Source organism: Roseibium suaedae, from assembly GCF_900142725.1.
Taxonomy (GTDB): domain Bacteria; phylum Pseudomonadota; class Alphaproteobacteria; order Rhizobiales; family Stappiaceae; genus Roseibium; species Roseibium suaedae.
Window position 1 is genome coordinate 1,448,373 of sequence record NZ_FRBW01000001.1, and the last position, 16,232, is coordinate 1,464,604.

The 16,232-nt window shown below is 61.4% G+C and carries 12 protein-coding genes and 1 tRNA gene; 4 read left to right on the forward strand and 9 right to left on the reverse strand.

All coding sequences use genetic code 11. The features are described from left to right. Positions 1-157: 157 nt before the first annotated feature. Positions 158-1,387 (reverse strand): cytochrome P450, encoded by a 1,230-nt coding sequence (locus tag BUA94_RS06515; RefSeq protein WP_073010288.1) that lies wholly within the window; start codon positions 1,385-1,387, stop codon positions 158-160. A 245-nt stretch (positions 1,388-1,632) separates the two neighbouring features. Here BUA94_RS06515 and BUA94_RS06520 point away from each other — a divergent pair, with 245 nt between their 5' ends. Continuing rightward, positions 1,633-2,628 (forward strand): FUSC family protein, encoded by a 996-nt coding sequence (locus BUA94_RS06520; protein ID WP_073010291.1) that lies wholly within the window; start codon positions 1,633-1,635, stop codon positions 2,626-2,628. A gap of 804 nt (positions 2,629-3,432) precedes the next feature. Here BUA94_RS06520 and BUA94_RS06525 read toward each other — a convergent pair. The 5 genes from BUA94_RS06525 to BUA94_RS06545 form a co-directional block, all read right to left on the reverse strand. Next, a tRNA-Pro gene (locus BUA94_RS06525) sits at positions 3,433-3,509 on the reverse strand. Between the two features lie 8 nt (positions 3,510-3,517). Next, on the reverse strand, positions 3,518-4,876 hold the full coding sequence (locus BUA94_RS06530; protein WP_208979980.1) for an O-antigen ligase family protein: 1,359 nt from the start codon (positions 4,874-4,876) through the stop codon (positions 3,518-3,520). Further along, complete coding sequence (locus BUA94_RS06535) at positions 4,873-6,579, reverse strand: undecaprenyl-phosphate glucose phosphotransferase (protein ID WP_235860451.1); 1,707 nt, start codon at positions 6,577-6,579, stop codon at positions 4,873-4,875. The genes BUA94_RS06530 and BUA94_RS06535 overlap by 4 nt, the downstream gene beginning before the upstream one ends. Further along, a complete protein-coding gene (locus BUA94_RS06540; protein ID WP_073010294.1) occupies positions 6,579-7,814 on the reverse strand; it encodes a glycosyltransferase family 4 protein in 1,236 nt (411 codons plus the stop codon). The genes BUA94_RS06535 and BUA94_RS06540 overlap by 1 nt, the downstream gene beginning before the upstream one ends. Positions 7,815-7,921: 107 nt before the next feature. Continuing rightward, positions 7,922-8,479 (reverse strand): polysaccharide biosynthesis/export family protein, encoded by a 558-nt coding sequence (locus BUA94_RS06545; protein WP_084081730.1) that lies wholly within the window; start codon positions 8,477-8,479, stop codon positions 7,922-7,924. A 195-nt stretch (positions 8,480-8,674) separates the two neighbouring features. Between BUA94_RS06545 and BUA94_RS06550 the strand changes: the two genes are divergently transcribed. Further along, positions 8,675-11,122: an exopolysaccharide transport family protein gene (locus tag BUA94_RS06550; RefSeq protein ID WP_073010297.1), complete on the forward strand. Its 2,448-nt coding sequence runs from the start codon at positions 8,675-8,677 to the stop codon at positions 11,120-11,122. Here the strand turns inward: BUA94_RS06550 and BUA94_RS06555 are convergent. Next, positions 11,110-12,336 carry a GNAT family N-acetyltransferase gene (locus tag BUA94_RS06555; RefSeq protein WP_073010300.1) on the reverse strand — a complete coding sequence of 409 codons (1,227 nt, stop codon included), beginning with the start codon at positions 12,334-12,336 and terminating at the stop codon, positions 11,110-11,112. The two genes, BUA94_RS06550 and BUA94_RS06555, sit on opposite strands and share 13 nt — an antisense overlap. Before the next feature lie 215 nt (positions 12,337-12,551). Between BUA94_RS06555 and BUA94_RS06560 the strand changes: the two genes are divergently transcribed. Continuing rightward, positions 12,552-13,550, forward strand: a complete 999-nt coding sequence (locus BUA94_RS06560) for a polysaccharide deacetylase family protein (RefSeq protein ID WP_208979981.1) — start codon at positions 12,552-12,554, stop codon at positions 13,548-13,550. Here the strand turns inward: BUA94_RS06560 and BUA94_RS06565 are convergent. Further along, positions 13,510-13,725, reverse strand: coding sequence for a DUF2842 domain-containing protein (locus tag BUA94_RS06565; protein WP_073010306.1), 216 nt, complete (start codon positions 13,723-13,725; stop codon positions 13,510-13,512). The genes BUA94_RS06560 and BUA94_RS06565 overlap by 41 nt on opposite strands. 155 nt (positions 13,726-13,880) lie before the next feature. Here BUA94_RS06565 and BUA94_RS06570 point away from each other — a divergent pair, with 155 nt between their 5' ends. Beyond that, the gene (locus BUA94_RS06570; RefSeq protein WP_084081731.1) at positions 13,881-14,981 is read left to right on the forward strand and encodes a COX15/CtaA family protein; all 1,101 of its coding nucleotides are present in this window, start codon (positions 13,881-13,883) and stop codon (positions 14,979-14,981) included. Positions 14,982-15,065: 84 nt separating this feature from the next. Here BUA94_RS06570 and BUA94_RS06575 read toward each other — a convergent pair whose 3' ends face one another. After that, positions 15,066-16,139: an AI-2E family transporter gene (locus BUA94_RS06575; RefSeq protein ID WP_073010312.1), complete on the reverse strand. Its 1,074-nt coding sequence runs from the start codon at positions 16,137-16,139 to the stop codon at positions 15,066-15,068. Positions 16,140-16,232 lie beyond the last annotated feature (93 nt).

Sequence of the window (16,232 nt, forward strand, 5' to 3'; positions counted from 1 at the left end):
GAGAGGGTTGGGGTGAGGGGTTTTTATCCAAAGTACTGGATACCCCCTCACCCGGACCTTTGGTCCGGCCTCTCCCCAAGGGGAGAGGTGATCCGGCGGAGACGTCAAGCAGCTTTGCTCCTCCCGTATCGCGGGAAGGTGACAGGCAGACTACATCCTATGCAGGTTTCCACGCCAGAGGCAGGGAGACAGGGCCGCGCACGGAGAGGCCGCGCTTGTAGGCCGGTGTGCCGCCGGAGAGCTCCATATGCGAGAACCGGCGCAGCAGCGACGAGAAGATGATATCCATGTCCAGCCGCGCCAGATGGTTGCCAAGGCAGAAATGGGCGCCGCGGCCGAAGGCGATGTGCCAGTTGGGCGTGCGGCCAACATCGAACCGGTCGGCCTCCGGGAACTGGGCCGGGTCGCGGTTGGCGGAGCCGTAGAGCACGCCGAATTTGGTGCCGCGCGGATAGGTCTTGCCGGCAACCTCCACCTCTTCGACGCAGTAGCGGTGGAAGAAGGGCAGGGGGCTCTCGAAGCGGAACATTTCCTGGACGGCGGTTTTCATCAGGCCCGGCTCATCGCGCAGGCGCTGCATCTGATCCGGGAAGCGCAGCAGGGCATGCATGCCGCTGCCCAATACGTCGATGGTGGAACCGTGGCCGGCCATCAGGATCAGCATGGCGGTGGAGATGAACTCGTCCTCGTTCATCAGGCCGGCCTTTTGCGCCTCGATCATGCGCGACAGCAGATCCTCGCCGGGCTTGGCCTCGCGCTCGGCCTTCAGCCTGGTCAGGTATTCGTAGAACTCGGTGGTGTTGCGCTCGGCCAGTTCCTTGCGGGCCTCTGAGCGGTCGATGTCGAAGAACTGCACGATGTTCTCCGACCAGATGCGCAATTGCGGGCAGTCCTCGTCCGGCACGCCAAGCACCCGCCCGATGATGTGGCCCGGCACATGGGCGGCCAGATCGGCGGTGAAGTCGATCTCCTCCCGGTCGGCCAGACTGTCGATCAGCCCGTCCACATAGGTCTGGATCTCGTCGCGCAGCTTATTGACCATGACAGGCGTGAACAGCTGGAACACCTGCTTGCGCAAGCGGTCGTGGACCCCGCCGTCGCTGTCGAGCAGGGAGAACTGCACGAAGCGCTCGTGATGGGGCATGTCATGCCAGTTGGCAGCCCGCTGCTGGGCGGTAATCTCCTCCCGGCTGGCAATATGGTCCATGGTGCGGACCATGCGGGCATCCAGCACGATCTGCGACACATCCTCGAAGCGGGAGGCCAGCCAGATGTCGAAGTCCTCGAAATAGGTCAGGCCGGGGATCGCCCGAAGCTCCGCATACTGGCGGTAGGGATCCTGTGCAAAATCGGGGCTGAGAGGCTGGAACTGAAAGCTGGCTGTCATGGCGGGCGGTTGTGTCGGGCTTTGAAGAGGGAAAGGGAAGCCTCAAGCTAATCGAGCCTTGCCGGGGGCGCAAAGCTCAAGCCGTTGAAACCGGTGGAGAGTTGGCGGGGCAGGACTGCTTTTCGCTTCGGGGGGAGCTGAAGGATTTGACCTTTTGCTGCACTGCGATAATAGACGTCGGGGCGGGTGCATGGCAGCCTTGGAGGCGCCAGAGACAGAGCGCCGCCGAAATCAGGAAAAAGCCTATGCTCCAGATCATGCCCAATGCCCTCCGGCTGTTTGCCGCGGCGTTCCTCGCGCTTTGCATTGCCATGGTGCTGGACCTGCACAATCCCTTCTGGGCGGCCATGCCGGTCTGGGTGGTCAATCAGGCCTTCCGTGAGGATCTGCTGATCCGGGGTATTCTTCGTCTGGCGGGTACGATCGTTGGTGCTGCCATCGGTTATCTCAGTCTGGTCTATGTCGCCGATCCCATGTGGCAGCTGGTCATTCTGGCGCTGGTGGTGGGCCTCAGCACCTGCGTCACCTACTGGATCGGCACGATCTACAGCTATGGCCCGCTGATCACCGGCATCACGGCGGCGGTGGTCATGGTGCCCGCGTTCTTTTCCGGCAGCCATATGAACATGGCGGATATCGCGCATTTCGCCGTGGACCGGATCTGGTGCACCCTGATCGGGGTGGTTTCGGTGACCGTCGTCACCTATCTCTTCACGCCCGCACGGCAGGACAAGCGCCCGGCGCGGGTGGAGCAGGAGCGGCTGAAACATGCCGTCTTCCGCGGCCTTGGCGCTGGCGCTGCGACGTTTGCCGGAACCTTGCCCATCCTGCTGGCCCCCTCGGTTATCACCTTGAGCCTTGCCCTGTCACTGGCGATCTTCTCGTCGATCCTTGGCTCCCTGCAGGACCCGCGCCCGGTCATGCGGATGATGGCGGTCGGCGTGTCGCTGGGGGTGGTGGCCGCCCTGTGCTACCGGGGCATCCTGCACTGGCTGGATCCCTCGCTCCTGCCGCATATGGTCATCGCCGGGCTCTTCATCTTCTGTGGCGCGGTTCTGCGCAGCTTCGGCACGACCGCCATCATCGGCCTCGATTTCAACATGTGCTTTCTGCTGGCCGGCGAAGTCGGCGCGGAGATCCATCCGCTGCAAAGCACCGCCATGGGCGGCATCGCCATGGCCCTTGCCGCCCTCGCCATCTCCCAGGCCTACCGCCTGATGCCAAGGCATCACGTAGGGTGAGGGGAAGGGGGGCTTCGCCTCACTCGCGCAGGGGTTGCCGCAGGCCAGACGCTTGCCCCGCCTGTCTCTCCTCCTTCGTCATTGCAGCACTTGATGCTGCAATCCACTCCGTTGCCTTTCGAAACGGAGAAAACTTTCCTTAAGGAGAGGGAATGGCATGGATGCCATGGTCAAGCCATGGCAGGACGAAAGAGAGGGTAGTGGGGAGAAAGCCGATTCCCTTGTGCCATCGACATTGGTGTTTACTGGGAGGCCTTTCTAAGGCGTTCCCGCAGGCGAAGCCCGATGCATGAGCCAGCCCCTCCGCGCGGTCATCCCCGGCTCGACCGGGGATCCAATGCACCTCTCCGCAGGTTTGGCAGGCGCAGAAGCAACCGGACACGCGCTCCAGACGCATGAACCTCTTATCCGCTTTGCCCAAACGTGGATTGGATCCCGCGTCAAGCGCGGGATGACCGCGTGGTGAGCCCGTGCCTTACTCTCCTTCGCAGGGCAGATATTTGCTCCATCTGCCTCTCCTCCTTCGTCATTGCAGCACTTGATGCTGCAATCCACTCCGTAACCTTTCGAAACGGAAAAGCCCTTCTTTCAGGAGAGGTCACGGCATGGATGCCATGGTCAAGCCATGGCAGGACGGAGGAGAGGGAGTGGGGAGAAAGCCGGTTCCGTTGTGCCGAAGACTTGGCGCTTTCGGTGCTGCAATTCGAAGGTGTTTTTGCAGGCGATACCTCACGCATGCGCCAGCCGCGCCGCGCGATAATCTTGGTCTTCAAAAGACAGGGAAAAGTGGGGGTAGGTCTTAAGTGGTCGGGCAGGCCGGATTTGAACCGACGACCCCTACACCCCCAGTGTAGTGCGCTACCAGGCTGCGCTACTGCCCGAACGCGCTCTACCTAACTGGTTCGCCGCCCAAGCGCAAGCGCCTTGATGGGGCTTGGTCCACAGGTCTTCTGCGCATCGGCGGAGAACCTTGCCGGCGCTGTTCCAGCTTGTCGGCCGCAATCAGCCCCCAGGCGATGCCATAGAGCATGTAGACGTGGCGCCAGTGGTCGGTGTCGATGATGGCGCTCAGGATCACATGGGCGCATAGAACGCCGAAAACGCTGTGCAGGAACAAGGTCCAGGGCCGCTGCTTGAAGAGCAGCGGGAACAGCCGCTTCAGGGTCCAGCCGATGAAGAGGAGATAGACCGTGCCGCCAAGCCAGCCATAGGTGGTGAAGCCCTTCAGATAGACGTTGTGCTCGTCTTCCGGGAAATACTTGTTGAATTCCAGGGCGCCGAGGCCAAGCGGGCGCTCCATCACCATCTGGAAGCCCAGAGTGTAACGGGCAAAGCGGCCGAGGCGCGCACCGTCATAGGACTGCACCAGCTTGGCGCGCTGCTGGAACATCTGGGCGACGCTGTCGATGGAGAGGGCAATGCCGATCAGGGCGATGACGCCGAGAAGACCGAGAGCGCCAAGCACGATCAGCCGCAAGCGGCGCGACGGGTTTCGCTCGGTGACCAGTGCCAGCAGGTAGACGATGGCCGAGGCCACGATCAGCACGATCCACGCACCGCGCGAAAAGCTGAGGAAGATGCCCAGCACCAGAATTCCAAGCGGAATTGCGAGCAGCAGCAGGCGCGGGATCGAGGCGGACAGCATCCGCTGGATCAGGAGCACGGCGGGGAGGGCCAGGAAGGGGCCGAAGACGTTCGGATCCTGAAACGTGCCGCGGGCGCGCTCGTAAAGGGTGAAGAAGCCGGCGCCGGGGAAGAGGTGGAAATAGCCGGCGATGCCGAAGAAGGCGACCAGAACCGAGGAGGCGAGATAGCCCTTCTCGATCATCCGGTAGCGGTCCGGGCGCTCTGCCAGAACGGCGGCGTAGAAGATCGCTGTGACAATGAGGAAGCCGGTGACGACCGTGTAGATCAGCGCGTCATTGAACTCGCGGGCCAGCGGCATGGAGGCCAGGCCGCCGGAGATATAAAGCATCAGGCAGACGATCAGCGGGCCGAATTCCCGGCGCAGCTTCAGCCCGAAGGCCAGCCAGACTACCAGCAGCCCGAGCATGTAGAGCTCATAGGGCGCCGGTTCCCGGATCACGAAGCCGGAGAGAAAGGCCGCCAGCCACAGGGCGCCGTTGCCGATCTGCTGTCCCCGCAGAACCAGGCCGGGCTGGCCATGGGAGGCCGGGCGGCCCCCCGGTCCTCCGCCCTGCCGGGCACCCTGGGCCAGACCGCCGAAATCTGCGGCGGAGGCGCTCAATAGGCATTCTCCGTGTTGAGCAGGCTGACCGGTGTCATGAGCAGGATCTTCAGATCGAACAGGATCGACCAGTTCTCGATGTAGAAGACGTCATGCTCCACGCGCTTCTGGATCTTTTCCGGCGTGTCGACTTCGCCGCGCCAGCCGTTGATCTGCGCCCAGCCGGTTACGCCCGGCTTGACCTTGTGACGGGCGAAATAGCCGTCCACCACCGTGTCCCAGGTGCGGTTGTCCGTATGGGCATTGACCGCATGGGGGCGGGGGCCGACGAGCGAGAGTTCGCCGCGCAGCACGTTGATCAACTGCGGCAATTCGTCGATGGAGGACTTGCGGATGAAGCGGCCGACACGGGTGACCCGCGGATCGCCCTTGGTCACGACCTTCTTGGCTTCCGCGTCGGTCTTGTCCGTGTACATGGAGCGGAACTTCAGCACGTCGATGACTTCGTTGTTAAAGCCATAGCGCTTCTGCCGGAAGATGACCGGCCCCTTGCTGTCCAGCTTGATCGCGATGGCCGCGGCCAGCATGACAGGGGACAGGACCACCAGGCTCAGGCTGGCGAAGAAGATGTCAAAGACACGCTTGGCGACCATGTCCCAGTCGGTGATCGGCTTTTCCACCACGTCCACGAAGGGCACGGAGCCGATGAAGGACGCGCCGCGGTTACGGAATTTCATCTTGTCCGTATGGGCCGACAGGCGGATGTCGACCGGCAGCACCCAGAGGCGGCGCAGCAGTTCCAGCACGCGCTTTTCAGCGCGCAGCGGAATGCAGACGATCAGCATGTCGATCCGGGCAAGACGGCAGAACTCGACCAGCGCGGCAATGTTCCCGAGCTTGGGATAGCCGGCGACCACGGCCGGGGACCGGTCATTGTTGCGGTCGTCGAAGATGCCGCAGATGCGGATGTCGTTTTCCGGCTGGGACTCCAGCTCATGGATCAAGTCCGCCGCCGCGTTGCCGCCGCCAACGATGATCGCCCGGCGCTCCAGGCGGCCGCTGTCCATGTAATGGCGCACGAGCCGGTTGAAGCCGAAGCGGACGGCAATGAGGCCTGCCAGACCATAGACGAACCAGGAGCCGATCCAGTTCTGGTTCAGATAGATGCCGAAGGACGATGTGGACTTGACCAGGGCGAAGATGACAAAGACCAGAACCCAGCCGCCGGCGACGCGGCCCGTCTGGGCAAGTCCCTTGCGCATGATCGAGACCTGATAGGCATCTCCGGCCTGGAAGAACGCCAGAGCGAAGATGATGGCAAGGCCGATCGCAACTGCGTTGCCGATGCCGAAAGCAAATCCCTCCGTCGCGGTCAGGAAGGCAATCACCGCGGAGGCGATGATCACGAACATGTCCGCAAGGCGCACGGTTCCCGCGAGCACGGGCACGGAGACGGCATTGTCGTCCAGGGTTTCTGCAACGCGCAGGGCTTCGGCCGACAAGGTCGCCTGTGCCGCGTCTGCTGCCTGGTCCCTGCCTTTGTCCTCTTGTCCGGGCTGCTGATTGGCTGCCTGTGGGGGAGGGGGCGGGGCGGCGTTCTGGGCGCGCAGGTTGCTGGTCAGGTGCTTGCGCAATTCCGGGGCGCTGCGGTCGGGTGTGCTGTCCGGCGTGCTGTCCGGCGCAGCCGGATCCTGCTTTTTCATGTCATCTTCGGAGGGTTCGTACGGCGGTTGATTGCCATGACGGCTGGCGGGAACGGTCATCAACGTTGCCCCGTTCGTGCATAGATCGTCTGCGGATTGGCCGCAGGAAGGGTATCGGTTTCGGACTGAGAGGACGCCTGATGGAGGTCTTCGGGAAGCTGTCCGCGAACCTCACGGTAAAGCGTCATGATGCGGTCGCTCATGAGATCGATGGAGAAGGTCTCGGCCAGACAGCCGCGCAGCGTGCCAGCGAGCCGCTCCATCGCCTCGGGATGCGCGAGCGCTGCTTCCATGGCGCTGGTCAGGCTTTCGATCCTGCCCGGCTCGACTAGGTGAGACGAGTAGCGGCCAAAGATTTCCGGAATGCCGCCCACACGGGTGGCGATCAGCGGGCGTTGAGCGGCCACTGTCTCCAGAATGATATAGGGCATGGCTTCAGCTCGGGAGGGAACCACAACACATCTTCCCATGGCAAATGCCTTGCGGGCCGGGAGTGCGCCATGGAACGTCACCTTGTCCTCAAGTCCGAACTTGCTGACCATGGAACGGTAACGGGCCTCATCCGGACCTTCGCCGACTATATGCGCAGACGGGGCGGTACCGCTCTTCAATTTGATGTTATGCAGCGCCTCGATGAAGAGGTCGGTGCCCTTCAGATCGCGCAGCATGCCGATGTAGAGAAAGTCGGCGGCGTCTTCATTGGCCTGAACCGGCGAGAATTCCTCGGGCCGCAGACCGTTATAAACCACGCGGGACAGGGCGCGGGGCTGGCAGACCTTGGTTTCGAAGGCTGCTGCCTCATAGTCGGAAACGAAGATCAGGCCATCGGTGATCCGCTCCAGAGCCCGCTCGATCGTGTGATAGACGCGGCCTTCCAGACGGTTCGGATCATAATGCAGGCTGCCGCCATGGGGGCAGTAGATGCGCGTGACGTCGCGGCCCTTCATGCGCAGGATCGTGCCGATGACGCGTGTGTAGGCGCCGCCCTTGGCTCCGTGTCCATGCAGGACATCCGGCTTCAGGTCGCGGATATGACGGTAGAGATTACGTGTTGCCTTGAGGTCCTGAATGGTCAGCTGCCGCTGCATCGGGAAACGGGCAACGCCCAGGGAGAGATGCTTGCTGATCTGGTCGACGAGCGCATTGTCAAAGGCGCTGCCAGTCGAGCTGTCGCAGATGAGACCAACGTCATGTCCAGCCGCTGCCTGGCTGGCCGCAAGGTCCATGATATGTCTGAATATGCCGCCAATCGGCGAGCGTACGCAGTGGAGAATCCGAAGCGGATCGGATGTCATGGTGCAGGCTCCCTGTTGCGGCCCTCAGGTTTCTTCTTGAACCTTGAGAGCCGAGTGCCTGCACCCTAGCAAAGGGAAATGAGTCCGCGGTTAATTGCTCAGTTGTGTCAGAACAGCCGTTCGCGGACGTAGATCGTGTCACCTGGGCGCACAGGGTCCGAAATGGGCACACGGCCGTTAAGGATCTCGCCGTTGATCTGCCGGGTGATGTCAACATCAAGCTGTTGAGCCCGGGTGCCGAATCCGCCGGCGGTTGCGATGGCGTTCTGTACAGTCATGCCGGCGACGAATGAGTACTGGCCCGGGTTTTGCACTTCACCCATTATGAAGACGGGACGATAGGTGTCCACTTCCACGGAAACGTCCGGGTCGCGCAGGTAGCCCTGGCGCAGCTTGCGGCCGATTTCAGCGGCCAGCTGCTGCTGGTTCTTGCCGCGTGCAGGGACGCTGCCGATCAGCGGGAAGGAAATATAGCCTGCCTGATCAACGGTGTAGGTGTTGGAGAGATCGTCCTGGCCGAACACGATGATCCGCAGCCGGTCGCTCGAGTCGAGCTGATAGGGCTGGGTCAGCGTTTCATGAAACGCAGCCGGGGGGCGGCGGTAGCCGCTGCAGGAAGCCAGTCCGGCGCAGACGGCGAGGACAAGCAACAAACGGATCAACATGCACTTCTCTCCTGAGATCAAATGCACAATCGCAAGCTATGGTTAATGGCGGGTGAAGACATTTCAGGAATGCATGTGAACGTTGGGGAAGGGAAAATGGCAGGGTTAACGGCCGGAACCTGCTGAAAGGGGGCGTCTTAACCGATCGCTTACCCTGTTTCGCCATAGTTTGAAAAATACTTTGGAGTTTTGACAATGACCGGCACCCGCCAAACGGCCCCGATCGACGACATGGCGCTTGACCTGACCGGCTTGCTGCGCGAGCTGAGGGGTGCCATGCGTTGGCTCTTGCCGCTGGTCTTGCTGGCCGGTGCCCTGGCCTTTCTGTCCCTGCAATTCGTACCTTCCAAATACAAGGGCGAGGCACGGCTGCTGATCGAAAGCAAGGAATCGAGCTTCCCCGGCTCCTCCCGCGGGGTGGAAGAGGAGCGGGCGCTTCTGGACAATGAAGGCGTTGCCAGCCAGGTGCAGCTGCTCATGTCCGGTGATCTTGCCCGCCGTGTCGCCAAGAAACTGGACCTTGCGTCCATTCCCGAATTCAAGGCATCGGGCTCCGACAACATCCTCAGCAAGGCCCTGGTGATGCTGGGCGTCATGTCCGACCAGTCCCGCAATTCGGTCGAGGAACGGGTCCTGAAGGTCTATTTCAAGAACCTGGACGTCTACCGTCTGGAAGGCTCCCGCGTGATCGCGGTCGAGTATTCCTCTGAAGATCCCGAACTGGCCGCCCAGGTCGCCAACACGATCCTGGACGAGTACATCGTCCTTCAGTCCAGTGCCAAGCGGAAGACCAACGAGGTTGCAACCACCGCTCTTGAGCCTCAGATCGAGACCCTGCGCCAGGACGTTCAGGCCGCCCGCAAGGCGGTCGAGGATTTCCGCGCCCATGCGGATCTCTTGATGGGCAGCGACAACCGCACCTTGAACCAGCAGCAGCTGGGCGAAATCAGCACCGAATACAGCCGGGCTCAGGCCAACAAGGCGGAAGCCGAAGCCAAGGCGCAGCTGATCCGCGAACTCCTGCGGTCTGGCGGCGCCCTTGAATCGGCCACTGATGTTCTGAATTCTCCGCTGATCCAGCGTCTGCGCGAGCGGGAAGCTGAAGTTCAGTCGAACATTGCCGAACTCTCCATCACGCTGTTGCCGAACCATCCGCAGCTCAAGGCGCTTCAGTCCCAGCTTGCCGACTACAACCGGCTGATCCGGGAAGAGGCTCGCAAGGTTCTGGTCGGTCTGGAAAGCGATGCCAAGGTTTCGAGCCAGCAGGCCGAAGCGCTCAAGAACCGTCTTGAGGAGCTGAAGGCCGCTGCTGCCCGGTCCAATGCGGATCAGGTGCGTTTGTCCGAACTGGAGCGCGAGGCCAATGCCAAGGCCCGCCAGCTGGATCAGATGATCTCCAGCTTCCGCGATGCCGATACGCGGCTGAAGGCTCAGGTTCTGCCGGCCGATGCCCGGATCATCTCCCGCGCCAGCGTTCCGATCGAGCCCTATGCGCCAAAGGTGATGGTGGTGACGATCATCGCCATGGTCGTGACCTTCATTCTGGGCTGTGCCTTCATCATCATGCGCGCCTTCCTGTCTGGCGCGGTGCTCTATCCGGTCGAGGATACGCGCAGCGAGGAGGGACGGAGCGAGCCGGAAATGCCGGTGCAGATGCCAAGGGTCGAGCCGTCTCCTTATGGATACGACCTGCGTTCCGGCGTTTCCATGAGCGCCTCTTACGACTACCGCGATGCGCCTGCGTCCCAAAGCCAGGAAGAAGACTTCCTGGATGAGGAACCGGAAGAGGAAGAGCAGCATCTGGATGCACCGGTCGAGACAGTCGAAACGGTGGTGTCCGAAAAGCAGGCGGATGAGCCTGAAGTGGATCTGGCAGACGATATCGAAGTGGAAGGCGTCGACGAGGCCGAAGCTGAGGCCCCCGTTGCTCCTGCAGAACTGGAAGTGCCGCGCGTTGCCCGTCCGATTTCCCGGAACCGGGAGCGCAGCGCACGCCGCCGTCAGATCGCGGCCGATGCACAGGACCGGGCCAATGCTGCCGCTGGCGCAGAAGCGCTGTCTGATGACCTTGCCCGGCAGATCCAGGAAACCCCGGAAGGGCGGATCGTGGTCCTGAGCATTGATGAGCCGGAGCGCAGCCAGAAGCGGGCGTTCGAACTGGCCCGCCGCTCGGCTGACCAGGGCCGGACCACGCTGCTGATGGAAGTCTTCCCGGATCAGGAAGCTGCCGATGGGGCGCCCGGTTTCTCGGATATCGTTGCAGGCAAGGCCCAGTTCTCCAAGGTGATCTACCGGGACGCCGGATCCAATGCCCATATCATCGAGGCAGGCACGGTTCAGATTTCGGACGAGATGGCTGGTCACAGCCGGTTCGAACAGACGCTCGACGTCATTGCCGAGACCTATGACACGGTGATCATCGATCTTGGTCCCATCGACGGGTCGCAGGCGAGCGCCAATATCCTTCGGGATGCAGATGTGGTGCTGCTGATGTCGGCGGATCTCGATCATATGACCGAATTGAAGAGCGCTGCCCGGTTGCTGTCGCACAACACGGGTGCGCGCGTGCTGATCCAGCCGGAATACCGGGGCCGTCTGCGCCGCCGTCCGGGGCCGCAGGGAGATGGTGGTCAGGCAGCCTGACGGCGGCTTGCCTTCCACTTGCGCAGCTTGCGGACCAAAGGCCAGAGCGTTCCGGACGCGCGGATCCGGGCCTTGAGTGCCTGCTTCTTCTCCGTCACGAACAGAAGTGTCCTGCCCTTGAAGGTGAGCGCTTCCAAGGCATCATGGAGAGGCTCCGGGCTGGTCCAGGCATGTTTGTAGCGCTCGTCGCCCAGACCAAGATCAATGGCGTTGATCGCCGGATCGGCGCAGGCCTTTTCGATAATGTCCATCAGCAGCACGACGCCCGGACTGTGGGGCATCATGTCGTCCTGGGCGATGCTGTTGGCGTAACCAGACAGGCAACCCTGCTGCCAGGCGCAGATATAGGTTGCCCGGATTATCCCCGTCACTTCCAGCCAGAAGATCCGCAACAAGCCTTCGCCGGCTTCATTGGGGGTAATGAGCCTGCGCAGGAAGTCCTGATCCGGCGCCTCCGAGAAGGCATTCGGAATGCCGGTTTCCCGGCAGCGGATTTCCCTTTGCTCCAGAAAGGCTTTCAGGCCTTGTTCCCGCTCGCCGGGTGAGGTCGCTTCCACGACCTTGTAGCCGCCAGCTTCCTCAAGCGCGCGCTTCTTGCGCAGCAGCTTCTTGCGCCCGTCCTTGCCAAGCCCCTGACGCAGAAGCGTTTCAAAAGGGGCGTCGAGTGAACCGGTGAAGACAGGGCTGGGACTGGGCAGATGATGTCCGGACGTTAGAGGATTAGCGGCTGGTCCGAGGGACGCGGGCATGTTGGGCAGATGGATAAGATCTGCCCCTGCCTGTTTCGAAATATTGCGCAATGTTGTCAGCAGTCCGCCGGCATCGGCGCTGGCGATACGTGAACTGCTCCAAAGACCCTGGTTCTGATTGGCGCGGTTCCAGCCAAGGAATGTCAGTGTTCTTGCGCCGCCCATCCCGCTTTCAATCGCAAGCGGAAGAAGACCGGCAATCTCTCCTTCTGCCTCAACGGCAAGGAACAGTGGTTCCAGCGGACGGGCAGGGGAGATGGCCGAAAGATAGGCATCCAGCCAGTCCGGCTCCTGATAAAGGCAGCGCAAATCGAGATCTGATGCCTCAAGAGCCAGTTTGCGGTATTCTGCGGCTGTGATCCTGCGAACGGACAGGGGAGCTGCCACAGCCGGAAGGGCTTGCGCGGCACCTGCCTTATCAAAGCCTGCGGGGCGGTCCTGGCTCAGGGATGAGGCGTGGGACACTGCGACGATCCGTTCTGGTTGAAGACTTCAGCTTTGCAACAAGTAGCAATAAAAATTAAAGAAAGCGTGCCTATGCTCATTGAGAATTTTAAGGGGGATCTGGTACTCTGATGGGTGTCCGGCAGCGTTTTTTTCGTAAAGCATTCAAAGCGTTGCACGCATCAGGATTGAGCCGTGCCCTGGCGCCGCTGACGCAGGGCTGTGGCGCCATTTTCATGCTCCACCATGTCCGTGACCCTTCTTCCGCAGCCTTCCGCCCAAATCAGCACCTCGAAGTCACCCCGGAATTTCTGACAAGCGCTATCGAGCGTATCCGCAGCAACGGCTATGAAATCGTCTCCCTTGACGAGACCGTCGATCAGCTCAAGTCCGGCTATGGCCGCAAGCGCTATGCGGCCATCACATTTGATGACGGCTACAGGGACAATGCGGAAATTGCGATGCCCATCCTGAAGAAGCTGGGCGTGCCTTTCACGATCTTTGTCTCAAGCGGTCTGGTGGACCGCACCGCCGACCTGTGGTGGATCGGGCTGGAGCGGATCATTGCCAAGGTCGACGAGCTGCAGCTTGCCACCGGGCCGGCCTCGGGAACCGGGATTTCCTGCCGGACCACCCAGGAAAAGGAAATCTGCTTCGAAAAGCTCTGCTATTGGCTGACCCATGAGGTGAGCGAACGTGAGCAGCGCGAGATCATCCGCCGCCTGTGCGAGCAATATGACGTGGATCTTCGGGCCATCTGCGATGAGCTGATGATGACCTGGGACGAGCTGCGCGCCTTGTCGGATGAACCGCTGGTAAGTCTGGGCGCCCATACGGATGGTCATTTTGCGCTTGCACGGCTGGAAGAGGACGAGGCGCGCCGCCAGATCTTCCTCTCCGTGGAGAGGATGCGCCATGAACTGGGCCGGAGCCCCAAGCACTTTGCCTATCCTTACGGGAACACCGTTGCCGTGAGCCCGAGGGACGGTCAACTGGCAGCCGAAGCGGGGTTTGCGTCTGCCGTAACGACCATGCCGGGCGTGTTGCGGTCTGCCAGCGCGCGCAATCCCATGATGCTTCCGCGGGTCTCCCTGAACGGGCGTTTCCAGGATCCCTATATCATCGATCAGTATCTGACCGGTGCACCTTTCGCCCTTTACAAGGCCACCCGCTGGGCCTTCCCGACCGATGCGATCAAGTCCGGGGTTTCCCGCCTTTTTCCATCCACCAGATGATGGCGCCGGCCGGAATCACCCAGATCAGTCCTGCCACCGCGAAATAGGCAAAGCGCACCAGCGTTGACGACTGCTGCAGGGTCATGTCGCCGATCACCATGGCGATCAGGGCGTAGACGACGACAAAGACGACCAGCATGACCATGCCGACGAATTTCCGGAACGAAGGGACCATGTCTTTTCAAGACCTTCCGAGCTGAGGCACACGTATCTGGCTGGCCGCCGGGCCGAGCCGCAAAGCGTAACAGTGTCGCAAGAGCATTTGCGCGCTTGCCGTAACCGCTCTGCACCTATATTCCCGCGCGGAAAAGGTCAAACCCGGGATTGAACATGTCCGCATCAAGCCAGGCCGCCCCAGAGAGCGGCTCCGCCATGTCCATCGATGATGAAAGCGCCATCCGGAGAAACCGGACTCTGATACGCTGGTGGCTTTATGCGATCTGCTTCCTGGTGCTGGCCATGGTCGTTGTCGGCGGGGCAACGCGACTGACCGAGTCCGGTCTTTCCATCACCGAATGGAAGCCGATCCATGGGGCACTGCCGCCGCTGTCTGCCGCCGAATGGCAGGAAGAATTCGCCAAGTACCGGGAAATTCCCCAGTATCAGGCGATCAATGCGGGCATGACCCTTGAAGAGTTCAAGTTCATCTTCTGGTGGGAATGGGGACACCGCCTGCTGGGCCGGTTCATTGGCGTCGCCTTCTTCGTGCCGCTGGTGTTCTTCTGGATGCGGGGCATGATCGAGCCCTGGCTGAAACCCCGTCTCGTCACGGGTCTGTTTCTCGGCGGCCTGCAGGGGGCTGTTGGCTGGTGGATGGTGGCTTCGGGTCTGGTCAACCGGATCGACGTCAGCCAGTACCGGCTTGCGACCCATCTGACGCTTGCCTGCATCATCTTCGCCTATCTGTTCTGGATTGCCCGCCGGCTTGCGCCCAGGGAAACCGCGACCGCTGAAGAAGCGCGCCGCCTGTCGGGTCTGGGCAAGCTGTTCCTGGCTCTGGTCTTTGTGCAGATCTTCCTGGGTGGGTTGGTCGCGGGTCTGAATGCGGGCTTCACCTACAACACCTGGCCGCTGATGGATGGACAGTTCATTCCGCGCGGCCTGCTGATCATGACGCCTGCCTGGGCGAATTTCTTCGAGAATGTCCTGACGGTGCAGTTCCAGCATCGCATGACTGCCTATCTTCTGGTGATTGCCGTGATCGTGCTGTTCCTGCGCTCCAGGAAGGTCAGTGGGCGCAAGCCGGTGATGATGCCTGCCCGCCATCTCCTGGGGTTTGTGCTGCTGCAGGTTCTCTTCGGCATCGGCACCTTGCTGATGCATGTACAGCTTCACATTGCCCTCTGGCATCAGGCTTTTGCGGTGATCGTTCTGGCAGGCGCAATCGATTATCTGGCCGCGCTCAAGGGCAGCTATCCGGCCCGCCGCTGATCTGGAACTGGACTGTCTCTGAAAATGAAAACCCCTCGCACAGGATGGCCAGTGCGAGGGGTTTTTCGTTGAGTGATCAGGTGCTCAGAACATCATGTGACGGATGTTCTTGAACGTCGTCATGAGGACGAGGAGGGAGGGCACGGCGATGAAACCGCCGATCGGACCCCAGATCCAGATCCAGAACACGAGCGACAGGAAGATGATGAAGGGATTGATCTCCATCGATCTGCCGAGCACATGCGGGGTGACGACCTGGGATTCCAGCACGTTCAGGCCCAGGTAGATCGCCGGGGGAATGAAGATGCCGAGGCTCGTGTGGGCGGTTGCCAGGCCAACACCCAGCATGACGGCGACCATCACCGCCGGACCGATATAGATCACATAGTTCAGCGTGCAGGCAAGAAGACCCCACATGAGCGCAGACGGCACGCCCGCCAGCCAGAGCAGCAGCGCAAGGGTCGCTCCCATGAGCAGGTTGATGCCGGTGATCTGCAGCAGGTAGTGGGAGACATAGTGCTCCACGTCCCGGAAGATGTGAGCAGCGCGCCAGCGCATCTTCCGGCTCATGCAGAGCGTCAGGATCGTGACCCGGATGTTGTGCCGGGTGGAAATGAAGAAATAGAGGCTGGCGAGGAAGATACCGAGCTGGCTTGCGATGGCCGGGGCCAGCAGGGCAACGTCACTGACCGAGGTGGAGTCGTCCAGCGTTACCGACATCTTCGCGTCCGATCCGGCGAGGGACTTTATCTGGTCCTGCAAGGCGCCGACCGACTTGATCACGCCCTGCCAGTTTGCCAGTTCCACCTGAACCCGGTTCCAGATCAGGGGGATCTTGCTGATCCAGTCTGACAGCGGAACGGCAAAGCCGGTGATCGCCAGGCTGATGAGGGTCAGGAAAACGGCAAGGACGATGGCTCCGGAGAGCCAGGGAGAAATGCCGAACCGTTCGATCCGGTCGGCGAGCGGGCCGAACATCAGCCCGATCACGACCGCGAGCACCACGGGGGCAAGGATGGCCTGCGCCTCGATCAGGATCACGCACAAGGCCCCGATGCCAATCACGATCGTCGAAATCGAGGCAGCCGTCCCAAGATGGGCCTTCACCGGATGAATTTGGGCCGGACGGGCCAGAATGAGCGACTTGGGATGGTGCATGGAATTCCCCCTTTGATCCGTTAACGTTTGAACGGGGAGGGAGTTCCGTGCACCTCACGATAAAGAGCCGGAAACCTGCAGAAATGCGGCCTT

Coding starts and splice junctions, on each gene's coding strand:
- BUA94_RS06515 (WP_073010288.1), bottom strand. CDS start 1,387: ATGACAGCCAGCTTTCAGTTCCAGCCTCTCAGCCCCGATTTTGCACAG.
- BUA94_RS06520 (WP_073010291.1), top strand. CDS start 1,633: ATGCTCCAGATCATGCCCAATGCCCTCCGGCTGTTTGCCGCGGCGTTC.
- BUA94_RS06535 (WP_235860451.1), bottom strand. CDS start 6,579: ATGACCGTTCCCGCCAGCCGTCATGGCAATCAACCGCCGTACGAACCC.
- BUA94_RS06540 (WP_073010294.1), bottom strand. CDS start 7,814: ATGACATCCGATCCGCTTCGGATTCTCCACTGCGTACGCTCGCCGATT.
- BUA94_RS06545 (WP_084081730.1), bottom strand. CDS start 8,479: ATGTTGATCCGTTTGTTGCTTGTCCTCGCCGTCTGCGCCGGACTGGCT.
- BUA94_RS06550 (WP_073010297.1), top strand. CDS start 8,675: ATGACCGGCACCCGCCAAACGGCCCCGATCGACGACATGGCGCTTGAC.
- BUA94_RS06560 (WP_208979981.1), top strand. CDS start 12,552: ATGCTCCACCATGTCCGTGACCCTTCTTCCGCAGCCTTCCGCCCAAAT.
- BUA94_RS06565 (WP_073010306.1), bottom strand. CDS start 13,725: ATGGTCCCTTCGTTCCGGAAATTCGTCGGCATGGTCATGCTGGTCGTC.
- BUA94_RS06570 (WP_084081731.1), top strand. CDS start 13,881: ATGTCCGCATCAAGCCAGGCCGCCCCAGAGAGCGGCTCCGCCATGTCC.
- BUA94_RS06575 (WP_073010312.1), bottom strand. CDS start 16,139: ATGCACCATCCCAAGTCGCTCATTCTGGCCCGTCCGGCCCAAATTCAT.